Genomic DNA, 16,522 nt, shown 5'->3' with positions numbered 1-16,522 from the left:
TTCTAGAACAAGCGCGTGGATTTAACAACATTGAAACATTGGAATACAGTGGTTTGACCAGGGATTTACATCAGCTTGTTACGGGGATCACGATGCGGGGGGATCCGCTGTCCCAGAAGGGAATTATTGGATATGGCAAGCCGGAGGTTTTCCGTTCACCCGAAAGTTTACCGTTCCTACATGGATCAGCGAACGGTGAACGGAACAATCACAGCCCTAACAATGTATGCGGCTGAATCCACCACAAACGTTCACCCCATCACCGCCGTCGTCAACCGCCCCGTACAACACCTTTTCCCGCGCCCATCAAAAATGGCAATTTCCCACACCTGTGAAGACCGCCCTAAATGCAGCGGTTTGCACACACCGCGCACGGTGCCGGACGCTACCGCCCGATGGTGGCTGGCGTTGATTTCAGTCCCGACCACGCACTGTCCTTCGCTCGTGGTCAGAAACCCAGCCATCGACCCCAGCGTTTCCGCCAGCACCACCGATGCGCCGCCGTGCAGCAAACCAAATGGCTGCTGGGTGCGGTGATCAACAGGCATTTCCGCTTCAAGACTTTCGTCATCCATGCGCGTATAGACGATGCCGAGATGCTCAACCATCGTCCCGACGCTGGTTTTGTTTAGCGCCTCGAGCGTGAGTTCCCTTTTCCAGATACTCATTCAGGCTCCAAGCGTTGCGCCGCCATCAATCACAATATCCTGCAACGTGATGTGGCTGGTGTGCGATGAGGCGAGGAACAAAATGGTGCTGGCGATCTCCTGCGGGCGGGCGATTTTTCCCAGCGGAATACCCAGTTTGAACTGTTCCGGGAAGCCCTGAATACGCTGTTGTTCGGCATCTGGCGTTTTCCACAGGGTGCGCTGCATGTCGGTATCGGTCGACCCCGGAGACACTACATTGCAGCGCACACCAAACGGAGCCAGCTCAAGGCCAACGGTTAACGCCAGGCTTTTGAGCGCCGCTTTCGATGCGCCATAAGCCGACATTCCGGTGCGCGGCGTGTGCGCGGCATCGGATGCAACGGTCACAATCGCCCCGCTGCGCTGTTCGCGCATTCGTGGCATTACAGCGCGGAACATATTAAATGCACCGCCAACGTTGACCGCAAATGTGTCCTGCCAGTCTTGCAGGGGCAGTGCATCCGTCGCGCCCATGCGCAAAATTCCCGCCGCGTTGACCAGCACGTCAAGCTGCGGCTCGTCGCTCATTAAACGCTGCGTAACGGCAGCCACCTGCTCGGCATCTGCCACGTTCAGCACTTCCGCGGCGAACGGATAAATATCCAACGGGAACGCCAGATCAAAGCCAATAACCGTCGCACCGGCTTCGCTAAATGCACGCGCAGTGTGATAGCCGATGCCTTTACCCGCCCCGGTTACCCAAACGGTTTTGCCGCTAAAGTCGATGTTCATGCTCATGCTCCCCGTGACAGCAGCGCCCACCAGGCGTCAATGGTCGGGTTTTTCGCCAGCATCACAAAATCGATATCAGCGTGAATTTTGCGCCAGCGAGCTGCCAGCGCCATCATGCGCACGGAATCGAGGCCGTAATCAATCAGGTTCTCGTCATCTTCAGGGATGTCGGATTCATCAAGCAATGGCAAGACAATTTCACGCAGTTGCTGTTTGTTTTGCGGGGCACTTTCCGGCAACAAATCACGCGTCATCACCACGCGTCCGGAACGACCTGCGGTGTATTTCAGCGCCATCATGTGTTCTTCGCGGCTGAAATCTGCCAGCGCATCGGCCACCATAAACGGTTTGATATCACGCATAAACGCATCGGTTGCCGTGGTCATGCAGCCTATATGTGCGTACACACCACAGATAATCAGTTGGTTACGGCCAGTTTCTTTCAAGGACTGTTCCAGCGGCGAGCGGATAAAGGCGCTGTAGCGCCATTTGGTCAGCACCGTGTCGTGTTCGTCTGGCGCAAGTTCGGCCACCACTGTCTGGCGCTCCGGGTGTTTATTTAAGCCCGGCCCCCACATGTCGTTGAGCAGCGCACGGTCTTCGTCGCTCTGAGCGTTGGGCTGTGCTGTGTAATACACCGGAATATTGTGGCGTTTGCAGTAATCGCGCAGCGCAGCGATGTTGGCGATAACTTGTTGGATCATCGGGCAATTGTCGCCCCAGAAATCAATGAAATATTCCTGCATATCGTGGATTAACAGCGCCGCGCGCTCAGGCTCAAACGCCCAGTTCACTTTGTTTTCCGGGATGTCGGCAGCCATCGGTAAGGGGTATGCGTTCAGTTTTGGAATAGCCATAATTTCTCCGTCAATCAGGAAGCCAGTTGCTTTTCAGCAATCAACTGGCGCAAACTTTTTTTGTCCACTTTGCCCACCGCCGTCAGCGGCAGGTTTTCAACGATTTCAATACGATCAGGCAGTTTGAAGTCGGCAATGCCAAGCTCACGCAAGTAACGGCGAATTTCCACCGCGCGGAATGGGCGACTGCCGACGATAAATGCGCAGCTTTTCTCGCCCAGCAGACTGTCTTCCATCGAAACCAGCGCGGCATGCACGATCTCTTCATGGCGCAGCAGCAGGTTTTCGATCTCCTCGGCAGCGATCTTTTCTCCGCCACGGTTGATCTGATCTTTTTCGCGCCCCTGAACCGTGATGTAACCGTCTTCGGCAATGGAAATTAGATCGCCGGAGCAGTAAAAACCGTTGGCATCAAAGGCGCTGGCGTTGTGTTCCGGGCTGCGGTAATAGCCACGGAAGGTGTACGGCCCGCGCGTCATCAGGCGGCCCACTTCCCCGTGCGGTAAAGGGTTGCCGTTTTCATCAGCCACCCACACTTCGTCGTCCGGGCACATCGGTTTGCCCTGGGTTTTGAAGATGTGCTCATTGTCGTCATCCAGGCGCGTGTAGTTCACCAGGCCTTCGGCCATGCCGAAAACTTGCTGTAACTGGCAGCCAATTTCTGCCGGAATACGTGCGGCCAGCGCTTCGCTCAACCGTGCGCCGCCAACTTGCAACAGCGTCAGCGACTCAAGCGATTTATTACTGCCCCATTCGCCAATCGCCTGTAACCACAAGCTGACCGCAGGCGGCACCAGCGCGGTGGCGTTAATCTGGTGGCGTTCAATCAGCGGGAAACAGAGCGTGGCACTCGGGTCGTTTGCCAGCACCACGCGCCCACCGCCGTAAAATACGCCGAGCGAACCAGGTGAACTCAGCGCGTAGTTATGCGCCGCCGGGATCGCGCACAGGAAGCGCGTATTGCTATCAAAACGGCAGATTTCGACGCTGCGGCGAATGCTGTAGTAGTAGTCGTTGTGGGTGCGTGGGATCAGTTTTGGCGTGCCGGTGCTGCCGCCGGAAAGCTGGAAGAAAGCCACTTCGTCCGCTGCCGATGGCGTAGCGACAAAGTTCTCTTCCGGCTCGTTGATAAAGGCGCTCAGCGAACGTTCACGATCGTTTTCGTTAAGCAACACCGCCATGCGTAACGATGGGTTCTGCTCGCAAAGCGATTCAAGGAAATCATCATGGGCGAACAAATTGTGTTTGCGGTCAGCAATCAACACTACCGGCTCGATTTGCTTAGCGTAGGCTTCCATTTCGGTGCGTTGGTGGCTGAACAGCGCGTTAACCGGAGCCACGCCAATCTTCAGCAGTGCAAACAGCGTGATATAGAGTTCCGCCACGTTACCAAGCTGAACTAACGCGGTTTCACCGCAGCTCAGGCCACGACGCTGTAATGCACAGGCCAGTCGCGTAGCGGCCAGTTCGAGTTCGCGATAACTGTAGTGGCGCTCGCCATCAACCAGCGCAATGGCATCATTTTTGGCATGGCGCGTGAGAATGTCGGTGAGCGGCAAATCGGCCCAGTAGCCTTTTTCGCAGTAGCGAGCGGCCAGTTCATCTGGCCAGCGCGTGAATTGAATCGCCATTTATTTCAGTCCAAATACGTTGAGCATGGTGGAAAGTTTGACACCCGTTTCGCGCCATTCAGATTCCGGCGACGACGCAGGAACGATGCCCGCGCCTGCGAACAGCCGCACTTGATTGCCACCTACGCGGGCACAGCGAATAGTCACCACCCACTCGCCGTTACCATCAGCGTCACACCACCCGACGATGCCGCCAAACAGTTCGCGGTCGAACGGCTCCAGTTCGGCAATCAATTTTTGCGCCACATCGTGCGGGAAACCGCTCAGAGCGGGTGTGGGGTGCAATAAGCAAGCAAGGGAAAGCGCGTTGTGCTGGCGGTCTTCAACCTGGCCGTAAATCGGCGTGGCGAGGTGCCATAACGTCGGAGTGGTGATAAGTTCCGGCGTATCGGAAAGCGTTAAATATTGGCTATGCGGCTGCAAAACATCGCGCATCGCCTGCGTCACGAGGCCATGTTCGTGGCGGTCTTTTCTGGATCGCAGCAGTTGCGCACCAATTTCGCTGTCGCGCGGGATATTTTCTTTATCACGACGCGCCGAGCCTGCCAGCGGCAATGAACTGAAATTCTTGCCCGATTTGCGTAGCAGCAATTCCGGGCTGGCACCCACCAGCGAGCTGCCATCCGGCAACGGCACGTGGAAGTTATAGCTGGTCGGGTTCTGGCTAATCAGGCGATTGAGTAACACATCAAGGTCAACGGGCGCGTCCGTTTCAATATCAATCAGGCGCGAGAGCACCACTTTGTCAATATCCGGCTGAGCCGTAGCAGCGGCGGCGTGAGCCACCATCTCCATAAATTTTTCTTGTTCAGGAATCGCTTTGCGAGCGGCAATATTTAGCGGTTTTTCCGTTCTGCTTTGTCTGGCACCAGCCTGGATCTGGGAGCGGGAAAACGTCTGCCAGCTTTCGGGGATAAACAACGCTGAAGGTTGACTTGGATCGAAAGGAATTGCACCGACGACAACCGGTTTCTCGATACCGTGCTTTTTGGCGTTTTCAAACGCTTCACGCAGCTGTTTTTGCAGGTCCCCGTGGGGGTTTGCACCATCAAGCGCCGCGCAATCCAGGCGAGTAAAGCAGCCGCTGGTCGAAAAACTGCGATAAGGCGACATAAAGAAAAAACTATTCGCACAAGGTGTTAGCTGTTTTTCTTGTGGCTGCGGCACCAGTAACGTTTCCATCCGTCCTCCGTAAAAACATGACAAAAGATAGTAATAATGATTATCATTTGCTTTTCGGGGTCGTAACCTAAAGAGAAAAGACAGCAGTGTCAATAGCTGCTCGGTCTTGCCGGATGGCGCTAACGCTTATCCGACCTACGCAAAACAGTTTTGTAGGGTGGATAAGCGCCAGCAGCATCCACCGCAATCGTTAAATTTCAACAGGAAGTTATTGAGTGAAAATCAGATTCTCCGCAGTTATCGTTTTATGCCTGAGCAGCCTTGCCCACGCTGCCGACTGGCCACGCACCATCACCGACAGCCACGGCCCTCATACTTTTGAGCAGGCACCGCAGCGCATTGTCTCAACCAGCGTGACTCTCACCGGTTCCCTACTGGCAATTGATGCACCGGTAGTGGCAAGCGGTGCTACGACGCCAGGCAATCGAATGGCTGACTCACAAGGTTTTCTACGCCAGTGGGGAGATGTCGCTAAACAACGTAACGTTCAGCGTTTATATATTGGCGAAGCCAGTGCTGAAGCCGTCGCGGCACAAATGCCTGATTTGATTTTGATTAGTGCCACTGGCGGTGATTCCGCCCTCGCCCTTTATGAGCAACTCTCTGCAATTGCACCGACTCTGGTTATCAATTATGACGATAAAAGTTGGCAGCAATTGCTCACCCAGCTCGGTGAGATTACTGGGCACGAAAAGCAAGCCACAGAAAGAATCTCAAGCTTTGATAAGCAGCTAAGCGAAGCCAAAATGCACATGAAGCTGCCGCCGCAACCGGTCACAGCGATGGTTTACACACCTGCGTCTCGTTCAGCGAATATTTGGACGTTAGATTCGGCACAGGGAAAATTGCTAGTGCAGCTCGGTTTTACCTTATCGCCAATTCCTGCGGCTATTCATACCAGCCAGAGCATGGGTAAACGTCACGACATCGTGCAGCTTGGCGGTGAAAACCTTGCTACAGGTTTGAATGGCGAGAGCCTATTCTTGTTCGCAAGTGATGAGAAAGATGCCACCGCGCTGGCAAATAACCCGCTTCTTTCGCACCTGCCCGCCGTGCAGAAAAAACACGTTTACGCGCTGGGAATCGAGACTTTCCGTCTCGATTATTACAGTGCAACAAGAATCCTTGAGCACATGAGCACGTTGTTTGCCAGCAAGTGATTATTTAGCTGTTTCTGCCTCGGGTTGCGCCGGGGCGGCCTGGCGATAACGTCGCAACTGCACCAACACAATCGCCAGCACAACGCCGCATAACGTCAATGCAAAGCCCCCGGAACTTGCCGCCGCCACAGGCGTCATTACAACCGTCATGCCACCTAAAATCGCAGCACCTATCGCATCACCCGTCACGTTCTGTGCTGTCCACAAACCATTGATTCGGCCCAGCATGCCGTCCGGGGTAAGCGTCTGAATTAGCGTGTATTGCAACAAAGAGCTAATCGCACTGAGATAACCAAACAGCGCCAGACACGCCAGCCCAAGTCCCCAAACCGGCATCAGGCTGAAAACGCCAATCGAGATAAACGACACAATTCCGGACGCCAGCATGATCATGCCTGGGCTCGCGTGATGGGCGATGCGCCCGCTGGTTAACGCGCCAATCGCGGCACCCAACGGAACGGCGGCATACATCAGGCCGATTTGTGCGGCACTCATTTGCCAGTGACCAGCCAGCGCGGGATACAAGACGCGCACCGCACTTGCCATCGTCAGCAATGCGCCGACTAACGCAATGCCGCCAATAATCGGGTGGCCGACCAGAAACCGTAAACCATTCCACAGCGACAACAGCGGATTTTCACGCGCCTGGGGAGGCGGTGCCAGTTTTGGCAAACTCAGCAGCGGCAGCAGCGTAATGAACGTGCCGACGGACGCCAGCGCGTAGTTCCACACCACGCCACCGGAAGCCAGCAGCAGCCCGCCAATCATCGGTGAAATCACCGAACCGAGGCGCACGGTGAGCATGGTTATCGCACTCGCCTGCATCAAATTCTCACGCCCGACCAGCGCAGGAGTCGCGGCTAAAAGCGCCGTCACGCCGAGTGCGCCAAAGAATCCATCCCACACGCCGAGCAGATAAATCGCCGCCAGCGAGGGGTCAGGTAATGCGGCGTTAATCGTCAGGCCAATAAAGCCGACGCCACAGGTAGAACGGGCCAGAAGAATCAGGCGGCGGCGCTCATGGCGGTCTGCCAGCACACCGCCCATCATCAGACCGATAAACATCGCCGAACCGGTAAGCGTCACCGCGAGCCCCACTTGCAAGGAGGAGCCTGTCAGCATCTGGATTTGTACCGGCACCGCGACACCCAACAACCCCAACGACACAATGGAGATAAAACGGGCGAGGAAGACAGCGCGAAAAGCGGGATGAGTCTTGAGTAAACTGAGATTAAGCAGCAAAGAATTGCGGTTCATTACATGGCCTTAAAGCGAATTTTTCTTTCCGGGTGCGAGGCGGCTCATGCTAACATAAACAAATAAGAGTGATAATGATAATAACTATCATTTAATTTTACATGATTTTTGTAGGGCTACGAAGTGAAGGATATACAACGTATGTCACGCTGGTTCATCCTGCTGAGTTTGCTGTTTTTACTCGTTTTAATGGCAATACTCAGTTTGTTATTAGGTGCCAAATCCCTCCCTGCCGAAGTGGTTATCAATGCACTTAGCGGCCAATGCCAAAGTGCAGATTGCACTATCGTGCTCGACGCCCGCCTCCCCCGCACACTAGCTGGTATTCTTGCGGGCGGCGCGCTGGGCCTTGCCGGTGCGTTGATGCAAACGCTGACCCGAAATCCCCTCGCTGACCCAGGCCTGCTTGGCGTCAATGCCGGGGCCAGTTTTGCCATTGTTTTGGGGGCGGCTGTGTGGAGTCTTTCATCACCAATAGCATTACTCGGGTTGGCCTTTGCGGGCGCATTGTCTGCGGCACTGGTGGTGGCTTTTACCGGAAGCCAGGGCGGCGGGCAACTCAGCCCGGTACGGTTAACGCTGGCTGGCGTCGCGCTCGGTGCGGTACTCGAAGGCTTAAGCAACGGCATCGCGCTACTCAACCCGGTAGTCTATGACCAGTTGCGTTTCTGGCAGGCCGGAACGTTGGATATTCGCACGCTCGAAACCCTAAAAATTATTGTATTGCCCGTGCTAGCGGGCTGCGTGATTGCGCTGTTTATCAGCCGTTCGCTTAATAGCCTGAGTATGGGCACCGACACCGCCACCGCGCTGGGCAGTAAAGTTGCACGCACTCAGTTGCTCGGTTTAATTGCCATCACTTTATTGTGTGGCAGCGCTACCGCCGCAGTCGGGCCAATTGCTTTTATTGGCCTGATGATGCCGCATCTGGCTCGTTGGCTGGTGGGAGCCGATCACCGTTGGTCGCTCCCCGTGACTCTTATTGCCACCCCAACTCTACTGCTGTTTGCCGATATTATTGGCCGCATGCTGGTTCCGGGCGAACTGCGCGTTTCAGTGGTGAGCGCGTTTATTGGCGCACCGATGCTTATCTATTTAGTACGCCGCAGCCGCAAAGGAGCAGGATTATGAACCGCCCTTCTCCTCGTCTGATCACCATCAGCCTGATTTTATTGCTACTCAGTATCACTCTGGGAATATGGAGCCTGGGCAGTGGCGTATTACCGCTTTCGGTAAGCCAGGTGATTGACGCGCTATTGGGTTCCGCACCGCGCAATATCTCACTGGTCGTCGTTGAATGGCGTTTGCCACGCGTTGTCATGGCGCTGCTGATTGGTGCAGCGCTGGGCGTGAGTGGTGCCATCTTCCAGTCACTGATGCGTAACCCACTCGGCAGCCCGGACGTGATGGGCTTTAACACCGGGGCATGGAGTGGTGTTCTGGTCGCCATGGTGCTGTTCGGCCAGCATCAAACCGCGATTGCCACCTCCGCCATGGTTGGCGGCATTTTGACGGCACTGGTGGTCTGGTTGCTCGCCTGGCGAAACGGCATTGAAACTTTCCGTTTGATAATCATCGGCATTGGCGTACGGGCTATGCTGGTGGCGTTCAATACCTGGCTGTTGCTACATGCCTCGCTTGAAACCGCCATTTCCGCAGGGCTGTGGAATGCCGGTTCCCTGAACGGTTTAACCTGGGGGAAAATCTTCCCGGCAGCACCTTTAATGTTACTGGCGCTGGTTGCTGGAGCATTGTTAGTGCGGCGCATGCGGTTGCTGGAAATGGGCGATGACAGCGCCTGCGCACTCGGCGTTTCGGTTGAACGCTCTCGCCTGTTGTTAATGCTAACTGGTGTGATACTCACTGCCGCAGCCACCGCATTAGCCGGGCCAATTTCGTTTATCGCACTTGTCGCACCACATATCGCCCGCCGTTTAAGCGGTACTTCACGCTGGGGTTTACTGCAATCCGCATTATGCGGCGCAACGCTTTTACTCGCGGCAGATCTGTGCGCCCAACATCTGTTTATGCCATATCAATTACCAGTCGGTGTGGTCACGGTAAGCCTCGGCGGTATTTATCTTATTGCGTTGTTGATTCAGGAGTCCCGTAAGAAATGAGCCAGATTTCCACTCCATCGCGCCTGCACGGCGAAAAATTACGGCTTGGATATGGCAATCATGTGGTGGCCGACGGCCTGACCGTTGCCATTCCTGACGGGAAATTTACCGCGATTATTGGCCCCAACGGCTGCGGGAAATCCACGCTATTGCGCACGTTAAGCCGACTGATGAAACCGATGCACGGCCAGGTTTGGCTCGATGGCAATGAAATCCACCGTTTTGCGACCAAAGAAGTGGCGCGGCGCGTGGGTTTACTGGCGCAAAATTCCACAGCACCTGGTGATATTAGTGTGGCGGAGCTAGTGGCACGTGGCCGCTACCCGCACCAACCGATGTTTTCACGCTGGCGAGAAGAGGATAGCCAGGCAGTCGAGCGGGCATTAAAAGCGACCAACATTGAAGATTTAGCCGATCAACCCGTGGATACGCTTTCTGGCGGCCAGCGGCAACGAGCCTGGATTGCGATGGTGCTGGCGCAAGAAACTTCCATTTTGCTGCTTGACGAGCCGACCACCTGGCTTGATATCAGCCACCAAATTGATTTGCTGGAATTACTGCGCGATCTCAATCAAAAGCAAGGTTTTACCCTTGCCGCTGTGCTGCACGATTTGAACCAGGCCTGCCGTTACGCCACGCATTTAATCGCCTTGCGAGACGGTAAGATTGTGGCCGAAGGTGCACCGACCGAGATTGTCACCCCCGAACTTATCGAAGCGATTTATGGCCTGCGCTGCATGATTATCGAAGATCCGGTCGCGCATACGCCGTTGGTGGTGCCGCTCGGACGGGCGTGAAAAGAACTGATTAAAAAGTTTGCGTAACACCTCGCAAAAACGCACACTAGCACTGTGCGAGTGTGCGGAAATATATTTTACTGTCCATCTGATTAATCACATCGAACCAGCATCAGTACTAACGTTAAAGCACACAATCTCAACTTTGCTGATCATATATAGCCATTAGCATTCGAGTTGCAGGTAGGCGGCCAGGGAGCAAATCCCCAGGAGCTTACTGAAGTAAGTGACTGGGGTTTGTGAGTGCAGCCAACACCCCTGCGGCTTGAAGGATGATGGGTATAAACAATAAGGATTAAGTATGGTCCAGGCACAACGTAAACCCACCTCTGTCGGCGACGTGCTTCTTTATGAGTATCTCGAACCTACAGGTCTGCGAATTAACGATCTGGCGGAGATGCTTCAGGTTCATCGCAACACCGTCAGTAAGCTGCTAAATAACAACAGCAAACTGACAACCGATATGGCTTTCAGACTCGCGAAGGTGTTTGATACCTCTGTGGAATTTTGGCTCAATCTGCAAACGAATGTCGATATCTGGGAAATTCAGAACGACCCGCGGACTCAGGAAGAAATGAGTCGTATCGTGACGCTCAGAGAAATGCTGGAACGTAAAACCAGAGCAGCATAAGTAAAATGGCGGGTAACCTAAACTACCCGCCGCTTTTGTTTAATCTAACGCTAACACTCGCTGCAACACCGGCCCAATTTCCTCGAAAGCATTTGGGGAAATGATATCGACATGGGCGCAATCCAGGCGGTATACATCAAGTTCGCCAATCCATGGTGCCCAGGTTTTTTGCGGGTCCATCCCTTCTGGCAACGTTCGCTCGGCAACAAACAGCGTGGCTTTGCCGGCAAACGGCACACTTTGCGCCGTGGTAAGCAGGCGCACCGCATCGCCGTAGTTCCCTTCGATAGCCTGGAATAATGCATCCGACGTTTGCCCCTGCTGAGCGGCGACAAAAGCCGCACGTTCGCGGTTAATTTCATCAAGCACCGCCGGGTCGAGTTCGTTGGCACCTTTTTCAGCCCAGTTTTGCGTTTCCGGTGGCCAGGTATCTAACAGCCCTAAGAACGCCACCTTTTCACCTGCAGCTTCAAGATGCGCTGCAATCCCTTGTGCTAGTGTGCCGCCTAATGAATATCCCATCAGATAGTACGGGCCATGCGGCTGCAGTTGACGCAGAGTTTGCAGGTGCGCTTCGCACACCTGAGCCAGGTTTTCTGCCTGCTGCATCGGGCCATACGGGCGCGGAGACTGAATGCCAGTTATCGACCAGCGCGGGTCGAGATAGCGCTGCAATACGCTAAATTGCCAGGCAAAACCAGACGCCGGGTGGAAGCAATAGAGCGTTGGCCCGGTGCTTTTACGCAGCGGCAGCACGGCATCAAACCCTGCCCGATTCGCTTCTTCTTCACCGCAATCTTTCGCCAGCATTTGCGCAAGCTGGCCGACAGTCGACGCCACCATCACTTGCCCCACAGTTACTGGCCTTTCAAGCATACGGCGTAGTTGAGCCGCGAGGCGCATCGCCAGTAATGAATGGCCGCCGAGGGCAAAGAAATCGTCATCTATCGAGTGAATTTCGCATCCCAGCAAATGGGCAAAAGCGTCAGCAATGGTGATTTCTAAAGAAGATTCCGGTGCGCGCCCTGTGCCACGTATCGCCAGTTCCGGCAACGGCAGCGCTTTTCTGTCCAGTTTGCCATTCGCGCTCAATGGGAAATCATCAAGCTGAATGAGCGCGACCGGCACCATGTGCGCCGGGAGCACGTTGCTCAATTGTTTACGCAGAGTGTCGACGGGCAAAACCTCGCCTGAAGCCGAGACCAGATAGCCCACTAGTTGGCGGGCATCGCCACCGCTTGCGGCCTCTTTATTGAGCACGCAGGCGTGCGTCACTGCCTGCGCCACATCCGGCAGCGCCTGCAAAGCGCGGTCAATGTCGCCCAATTCAATGCGTTGCCCACGAATTTTTAACTGATCGTCACTGCGGCCAAGGTATTCCACCGCGCCATTATCAAGCCAACGCGCCACATCGCCGGTACGATACATGCGCTCGCCCGCAGCAAAAGGATCGGCAACAAAGCGGCTGGCAGTAAGATCCGGGCGGGATAAATAGCCCTGCGCCAGTTGGATCCCGGTAAGGTAAAGATCACCTGCGATCCCGACAGGAACCGGGCGCATTGCCGAGTCCAGAATTCGCAGCCCGGTATTCCACACCGGCCAGCCAATCGGCACGCTGCTGCCTGAAACCTGTGCTAATTCCGCACCAAATGCCGGATACCAGCTCACGTCGACCGCGGCTTCCGTTGGCCCATAAAGGTTATGCAGTGGCACGTGGATGAGCTGTTCCCAATGGCGGCAAAGTTCTGTTGGCAGTGCTTCGCCGCTACAGAATACGCGTTTTAAAGTTGCGCATTTCGCCACCGCGTCGGCATCGGTTAGTGCCGCAACAAACGCCGCTAACATTGATGGAACAAAGTGTGTAGTAGTCACTCGATAACGAGCAAAAAGCTGCTGCAACGCCTCCGGGTCGCGGTGCGCTTCAGGTGGGGCCATAACCAGTTGTGCGCCAACAATATACGGCCAGAAAAATTCCCAAACGGACACATCAAAACTGCATGGCGTTTTCTGCAAAACCACATCGTCACCGTTTAACGGGTAGTGATTTTGCATCCACAACAGGCGGTTAACGATAGCCTGTTGCCCGACCATTACCCCTTTCGGGCGACCCGTGGAACCGGATGTGAAGATCACATACGCGGTATGTTCCGGGCGAGAGAGATTGTGAGTCTGCGGCGGCTTAAACGCTGTCAGCACATTTTGATAGCAGAAGGTTTGCAGGCCATGAACAGCACTAAAACGTGGTAACTGCTCTTGAGAAGTGAGCAACAAACGTGGCGCGGCATCTTCAAGCATCATGTGTAACCGGTCATCGGGGTAACCAGTATCCAGCGGCAACCAGGCGGCGCCAGCTTCCACAATGGCCTGCAACGCCAGGGATAAAAAGACCGAGCGAGGGAGTGCCACGGCAACCACATCACCCGGTTTTACGCCACGTAACAGCAGCTCACTCGCCAATGCCTGAACCTGTTCACGCATCTCGCGATAACTGAACTGGTGGTGTTCATCCGCTAACGCCGGAGCGTCTGGTGTGCGCTCCGCTTGCTGCGCAATGAGCTCGCTTAACGTTGTCGAAGGGACTGACGTCTGCGTAGCATTTACGCTTTCCAGCAGCGAGGTTTCGGATTCATGCAACAGTTGGGCATCTACGCATCGTAATGCAGGATTGGCCGCAAACTGGCGCAAAAGAAGCGGCAAGCGCGCAATATGCTGCTGCAAAGTTTGCGCATCGTAACGCTCGGCATTTGCCAACATCTCAAGGAAGAAGTCACCTTGTTCGCTGATGTAGAGCGCAATTTCCAGGTCGCGCACCGGGCCTGAAGCCAGTTGATGCGTGATGCCTTCAATACCATTGAAATCAAGCCGGTAATCGAACATTTTCAGGTTTATTACTGGGCCATACAGCGGTTCGCCATTTGCGATCAGCCCCAAATCGCGCTGGATTTGTTCAGCATCGTAACGCTGGTAACGGCGTATACCTTTCAGTTCTTTGGCGAGGTTTGTCGCAAGGCTGGCGAGGGTGTAGTCGGATTCAATACGTACACCAAACGGCAATACATTCAGCACCGGGCCGGTGGCACAAAGTGCGGCGGAACCCATGCGGCGCATAAAGATAAAACCGGCGGAATACTCATTGCGGCCACTTAAGCGCCCGAGCCACAACGCCACCAGTCCTAACGCCATATCGGCGGCTGTCAGGTTTTGCAGGCGGGCGTTTTCAACCAGTGCATGAAAATCTGCCGACTCAAAACGTAGCGTCTGGCGAATCAGTTTTGTGCTAACCCCTTGGCCAGTAAGCGGTTTGGTTGACAGAGTGGCAGGTGGTGGCAACTGTTTAGCTTTGCTTATCCAGAATGCAGAATCACGCCGCCAGGCATCCGTTTTGCGGTAATGCTCGTATTCTTCAACCACTTCGCTAAACGGAGTAAATGGCGTGGGTTCAGGCGCTTGGTTTTGGCACAAGTCGCTATAAATATTGGCAATTCGGCGGGTAATAGCGGTGAAACTAAAGCCATCGACAACTAAATGATGAAAACGTTGATACCAGAACCAGCGTGTGTTTGAGATTCGCAGCAGTTGATGATGGTAAAGCGGCTTACCGCAGGCAATGCGCAAATCCCCGTCGAGATCGTCGCGCATCATCGCTTGTGCGGTGGCGATCGGATCGATTTCATTGCGCAGATCAACGCAACAAGGGGCAACAAACGACGCGTTGGGGTCTATCCACTGCCGCGCTTCGCCGTCCACTTCGCTAAAGCGCATGCAAAGGGTATCGGCCTCTTTCATGCCTGCCACTATCGCCCGGCACAGTAACGCTTCGTTGAGTTCTCCATTTAGCTCAACATAGTGTGCCACGCTCCACATATTAGACTGTTGTGACAGCTGATCCGCCATCCAGATTCCGGGCTGTGCTGCTACAAGCGGCATGGTTTTGATCTGTTGTTCCAGTGCTGGCGTCATCATTGATTCACTCACCAATCACCTCTTCTTTTGCAAAGGAGGCGGGTTGAAGATCGCTCCAGTTGGCAAGCAACCAGCGGTTGCATTCATCGTTTGATGCGGGTTCACAAACCACCTGCCAGCCATCGGGCAATGCACAATGTTCCGGCCATAAGCTGAACTGTTGCTGCGCATTTTCAAGGATGAAAAAACGGCTCTGCAACGAGTCGAAAGGGTTACTGAATTCCATAGTTAACTCCGCTCTTTAAGGCGCTTTCCAAAGCCAGGCGAGACCGTCCAAAAGGCCACCTCGCCAGCAAAGCGCATCGTGCCCACCATCAACCTGACGGTAGAAAACAGCTCGCTGTGTTTGTTGTAGTAAGGGGTAAATTCTTTGATTAACTTGATAAATGAGAGGTTCTCTGACCCCTGCCTCAAGATAGATACGCAGCGCTTTTTCACACGCAAGCCCATCTTCCAATTGCCGTATCAACTGCCCGCCTTGCTGGTTGTTTTCACGACGTGGCCACCAGTAAGAACCTGACTGGCTCAGCACACAGCCAAATTGTTCAGGCCAGTGAAGTGCGGCATAAAGCGAGGAAAGCCCGCCAAAGCTTTGCCCGGCGACTACTGTGGTTTCAGGGTTTTCATTCCAGCGGGTAACCGTGCGCAGATGTGGCAGTAATTCTTCTTGTACTGCCAGCCAAAACTGCGCATTACAGGGCAGTTCATCACTGCGGGTTGCGTTGTCGATGACATCAATCAACACATAAACGGCGGGAGGTAATACGCCAGCATCAGTTTGAGCCTGAAGTGCAGACCACACTGGCATCCCTTCAACCCAGAATTGGCCGTCGAGCAAAATCGCCAACGGGCGCTGCTCTGGCTGGGCGTCACCGGTTGCAAAAATCCATACACTACGCTGGTTTTTCAGGCGCTCACTCAACCAGGAAATATGCTGAGGTGTGTGATACGGCGTGTCTGGTTTATCCCAACCGGCCTGCATTGGCGCATCAGGAAGATGGAGTGCTGACATCGGATGCCCTCGCCCACCGAGCCAGCTTTCAGGATTTAGCGGGTCGGCAATCGCAAGTGGCAACAGTTTTCGCCAACCTTCTCGCAGCGCCATGCGCTCCGGCACGATGCCTTCAAAAGCCTCTGCCGGGAAATCATCTTCGCTGTTTGTTGGAATGAGGCAATAACTGCCGCGCCATGTAGCAGTTAGCTGCGTTTGCCATTGCCAGACATCAGTTCCGGCAATGCGTTCGAGCGTTTGCGGACGCGAGCGTTGATGGTGATCTGTCACGCCCGTGATGTAAATCCAGACTCGCTTTATCGGTGAGGTTTGCTCGCAACCCTGGGGGTCACGCCACAAAAAAGTCACCTCACACAAACCGTCATTTTCACAGGTAACGGCGGGGATCCCTTGCGCCTGTTTTTCCTGCCACCAGCTCTCACTTCCTGTCAGCAAATTCGTCACTCGAACATAACCTTATGAAATTATTGATAACGGTCAATAATCTTGAA

14 protein-coding genes are annotated in these 16,522 nt (G+C 54.4%); 5 read left to right on the top strand and 9 right to left on the bottom strand.

Annotated features, from left to right (window positions below):
* Positions 1-251: 251 nt before the first annotated feature.
* Genes entH through entC form a run of 5 tightly spaced genes read right to left on the bottom strand, consistent with a single transcriptional unit; the run spans position 252 to position 5,091 of the window.
* Positions 252-668, bottom strand: a complete 417-nt coding sequence (entH, locus tag LVQ79_RS05545) for a proofreading thioesterase EntH (RefSeq protein WP_232864188.1) — start codon at positions 666-668, stop codon at positions 252-254.
* Positions 669-1,421, bottom strand: coding sequence for a 2,3-dihydro-2,3-dihydroxybenzoate dehydrogenase (gene dhbA / locus LVQ79_RS05540; RefSeq protein WP_232864187.1), 753 nt, complete (start codon positions 1,419-1,421; stop codon positions 669-671). It abuts the gene before it with no gap.
* A 2-nt stretch (positions 1,422-1,423) separates the two neighbouring features.
* The gene (locus LVQ79_RS05535; RefSeq protein ID WP_232864186.1) at positions 1,424-2,278 is read right to left on the bottom strand and encodes an isochorismatase; all 855 of its coding nucleotides are present in this window, start codon (positions 2,276-2,278) and stop codon (positions 1,424-1,426) included.
* A gap of 14 nt (positions 2,279-2,292) precedes the next feature.
* Entirely contained in the window at positions 2,293-3,909 is a 1,617-nt protein-coding gene (locus LVQ79_RS05530; protein WP_232864185.1) for a (2,3-dihydroxybenzoyl)adenylate synthase, read from the bottom strand.
* Positions 3,910-5,091, bottom strand: coding sequence for an isochorismate synthase EntC (gene entC, locus LVQ79_RS05525; RefSeq protein ID WP_232864184.1), 1,182 nt, complete (start codon positions 5,089-5,091; stop codon positions 3,910-3,912).
* 215 nt (positions 5,092-5,306) lie between these two features.
* On the opposite strand from entC, the gene fepB reads away from it, so the two are divergent.
* On the top strand, positions 5,307-6,251 hold the full coding sequence (gene fepB / locus LVQ79_RS05520; RefSeq protein WP_232864183.1) for a Fe2+-enterobactin ABC transporter substrate-binding protein: 945 nt from the start codon (positions 5,307-5,309) through the stop codon (positions 6,249-6,251).
* On the opposite strand, the gene entS is transcribed toward fepB, so the two are convergent.
* Positions 6,252-7,508 (bottom strand): enterobactin transporter EntS, encoded by a 1,257-nt coding sequence (entS, locus tag LVQ79_RS05515; protein WP_232864182.1) that lies wholly within the window; start codon positions 7,506-7,508, stop codon positions 6,252-6,254. It lies immediately after the preceding gene.
* A 141-nt stretch (positions 7,509-7,649) separates the two neighbouring features.
* On the opposite strand from entS, the gene fepD reads away from it, so the two are divergent.
* The 4 genes from fepD to LVQ79_RS05495 all read left to right on the top strand — a co-directional run bounded on the left by fepD (position 7,650) and on the right by LVQ79_RS05495 (position 11,056).
* Positions 7,650-8,639: a Fe(3+)-siderophore ABC transporter permease gene (gene fepD, locus LVQ79_RS05510; RefSeq protein WP_232864181.1), complete on the top strand. Its 990-nt coding sequence runs from the start codon at positions 7,650-7,652 to the stop codon at positions 8,637-8,639.
* Positions 8,636-9,628 carry an iron-enterobactin ABC transporter permease gene (gene fepG / locus LVQ79_RS05505; protein ID WP_232864180.1) on the top strand — a complete coding sequence of 331 codons (993 nt, stop codon included), beginning with the start codon at positions 8,636-8,638 and terminating at the stop codon, positions 9,626-9,628. The genes fepD and fepG overlap by 4 nt, the downstream gene beginning before the upstream one ends.
* Entirely contained in the window at positions 9,625-10,425 is an 801-nt protein-coding gene (fepC, locus tag LVQ79_RS05500; RefSeq protein ID WP_232864179.1) for an iron-enterobactin ABC transporter ATP-binding protein, read from the top strand. The genes fepG and fepC overlap by 4 nt, the downstream gene beginning before the upstream one ends.
* A 301-nt stretch (positions 10,426-10,726) precedes the next feature.
* Positions 10,727-11,056 carry a HigA family addiction module antitoxin gene (locus LVQ79_RS05495; protein WP_232864178.1) on the top strand — a complete coding sequence of 110 codons (330 nt, stop codon included), beginning with the start codon at positions 10,727-10,729 and terminating at the stop codon, positions 11,054-11,056.
* Positions 11,057-11,095: 39 nt separating this feature from the next.
* Here LVQ79_RS05495 and LVQ79_RS05490 read toward each other — a convergent pair whose 3' ends face one another.
* Genes LVQ79_RS05490 through fes form a run of 3 tightly spaced genes read right to left on the bottom strand, consistent with a single transcriptional unit; the run spans position 11,096 to position 16,475 of the window.
* On the bottom strand, positions 11,096-14,983 hold the full coding sequence (locus LVQ79_RS05490; RefSeq protein WP_370639832.1) for an enterobactin synthase subunit F: 3,888 nt from the start codon (positions 14,981-14,983) through the stop codon (positions 11,096-11,098).
* A gap of 40 nt (positions 14,984-15,023) precedes the next feature.
* A complete protein-coding gene (locus LVQ79_RS05485) occupies positions 15,024-15,245 on the bottom strand; it encodes an MbtH family protein (RefSeq protein ID WP_232864177.1) in 222 nt (73 codons plus the stop codon).
* A gap of 15 nt (positions 15,246-15,260) precedes the next feature.
* Positions 15,261-16,475: an enterochelin esterase gene (fes, locus tag LVQ79_RS05480; RefSeq protein ID WP_232864176.1), complete on the bottom strand. Its 1,215-nt coding sequence runs from the start codon at positions 16,473-16,475 to the stop codon at positions 15,261-15,263.
* Between the last annotated feature and the right edge of the window lie 47 nt (positions 16,476-16,522).

The organism is Buttiauxella cochleicola (genome assembly GCF_021282405.1).
GTDB lineage: Bacteria > Pseudomonadota > Gammaproteobacteria > Enterobacterales > Enterobacteriaceae > Buttiauxella > Buttiauxella massiliensis.
Note: the sequence above shows the minus strand (reverse complement) of the source record. Positions and strands in the feature narration are given on the sequence as shown.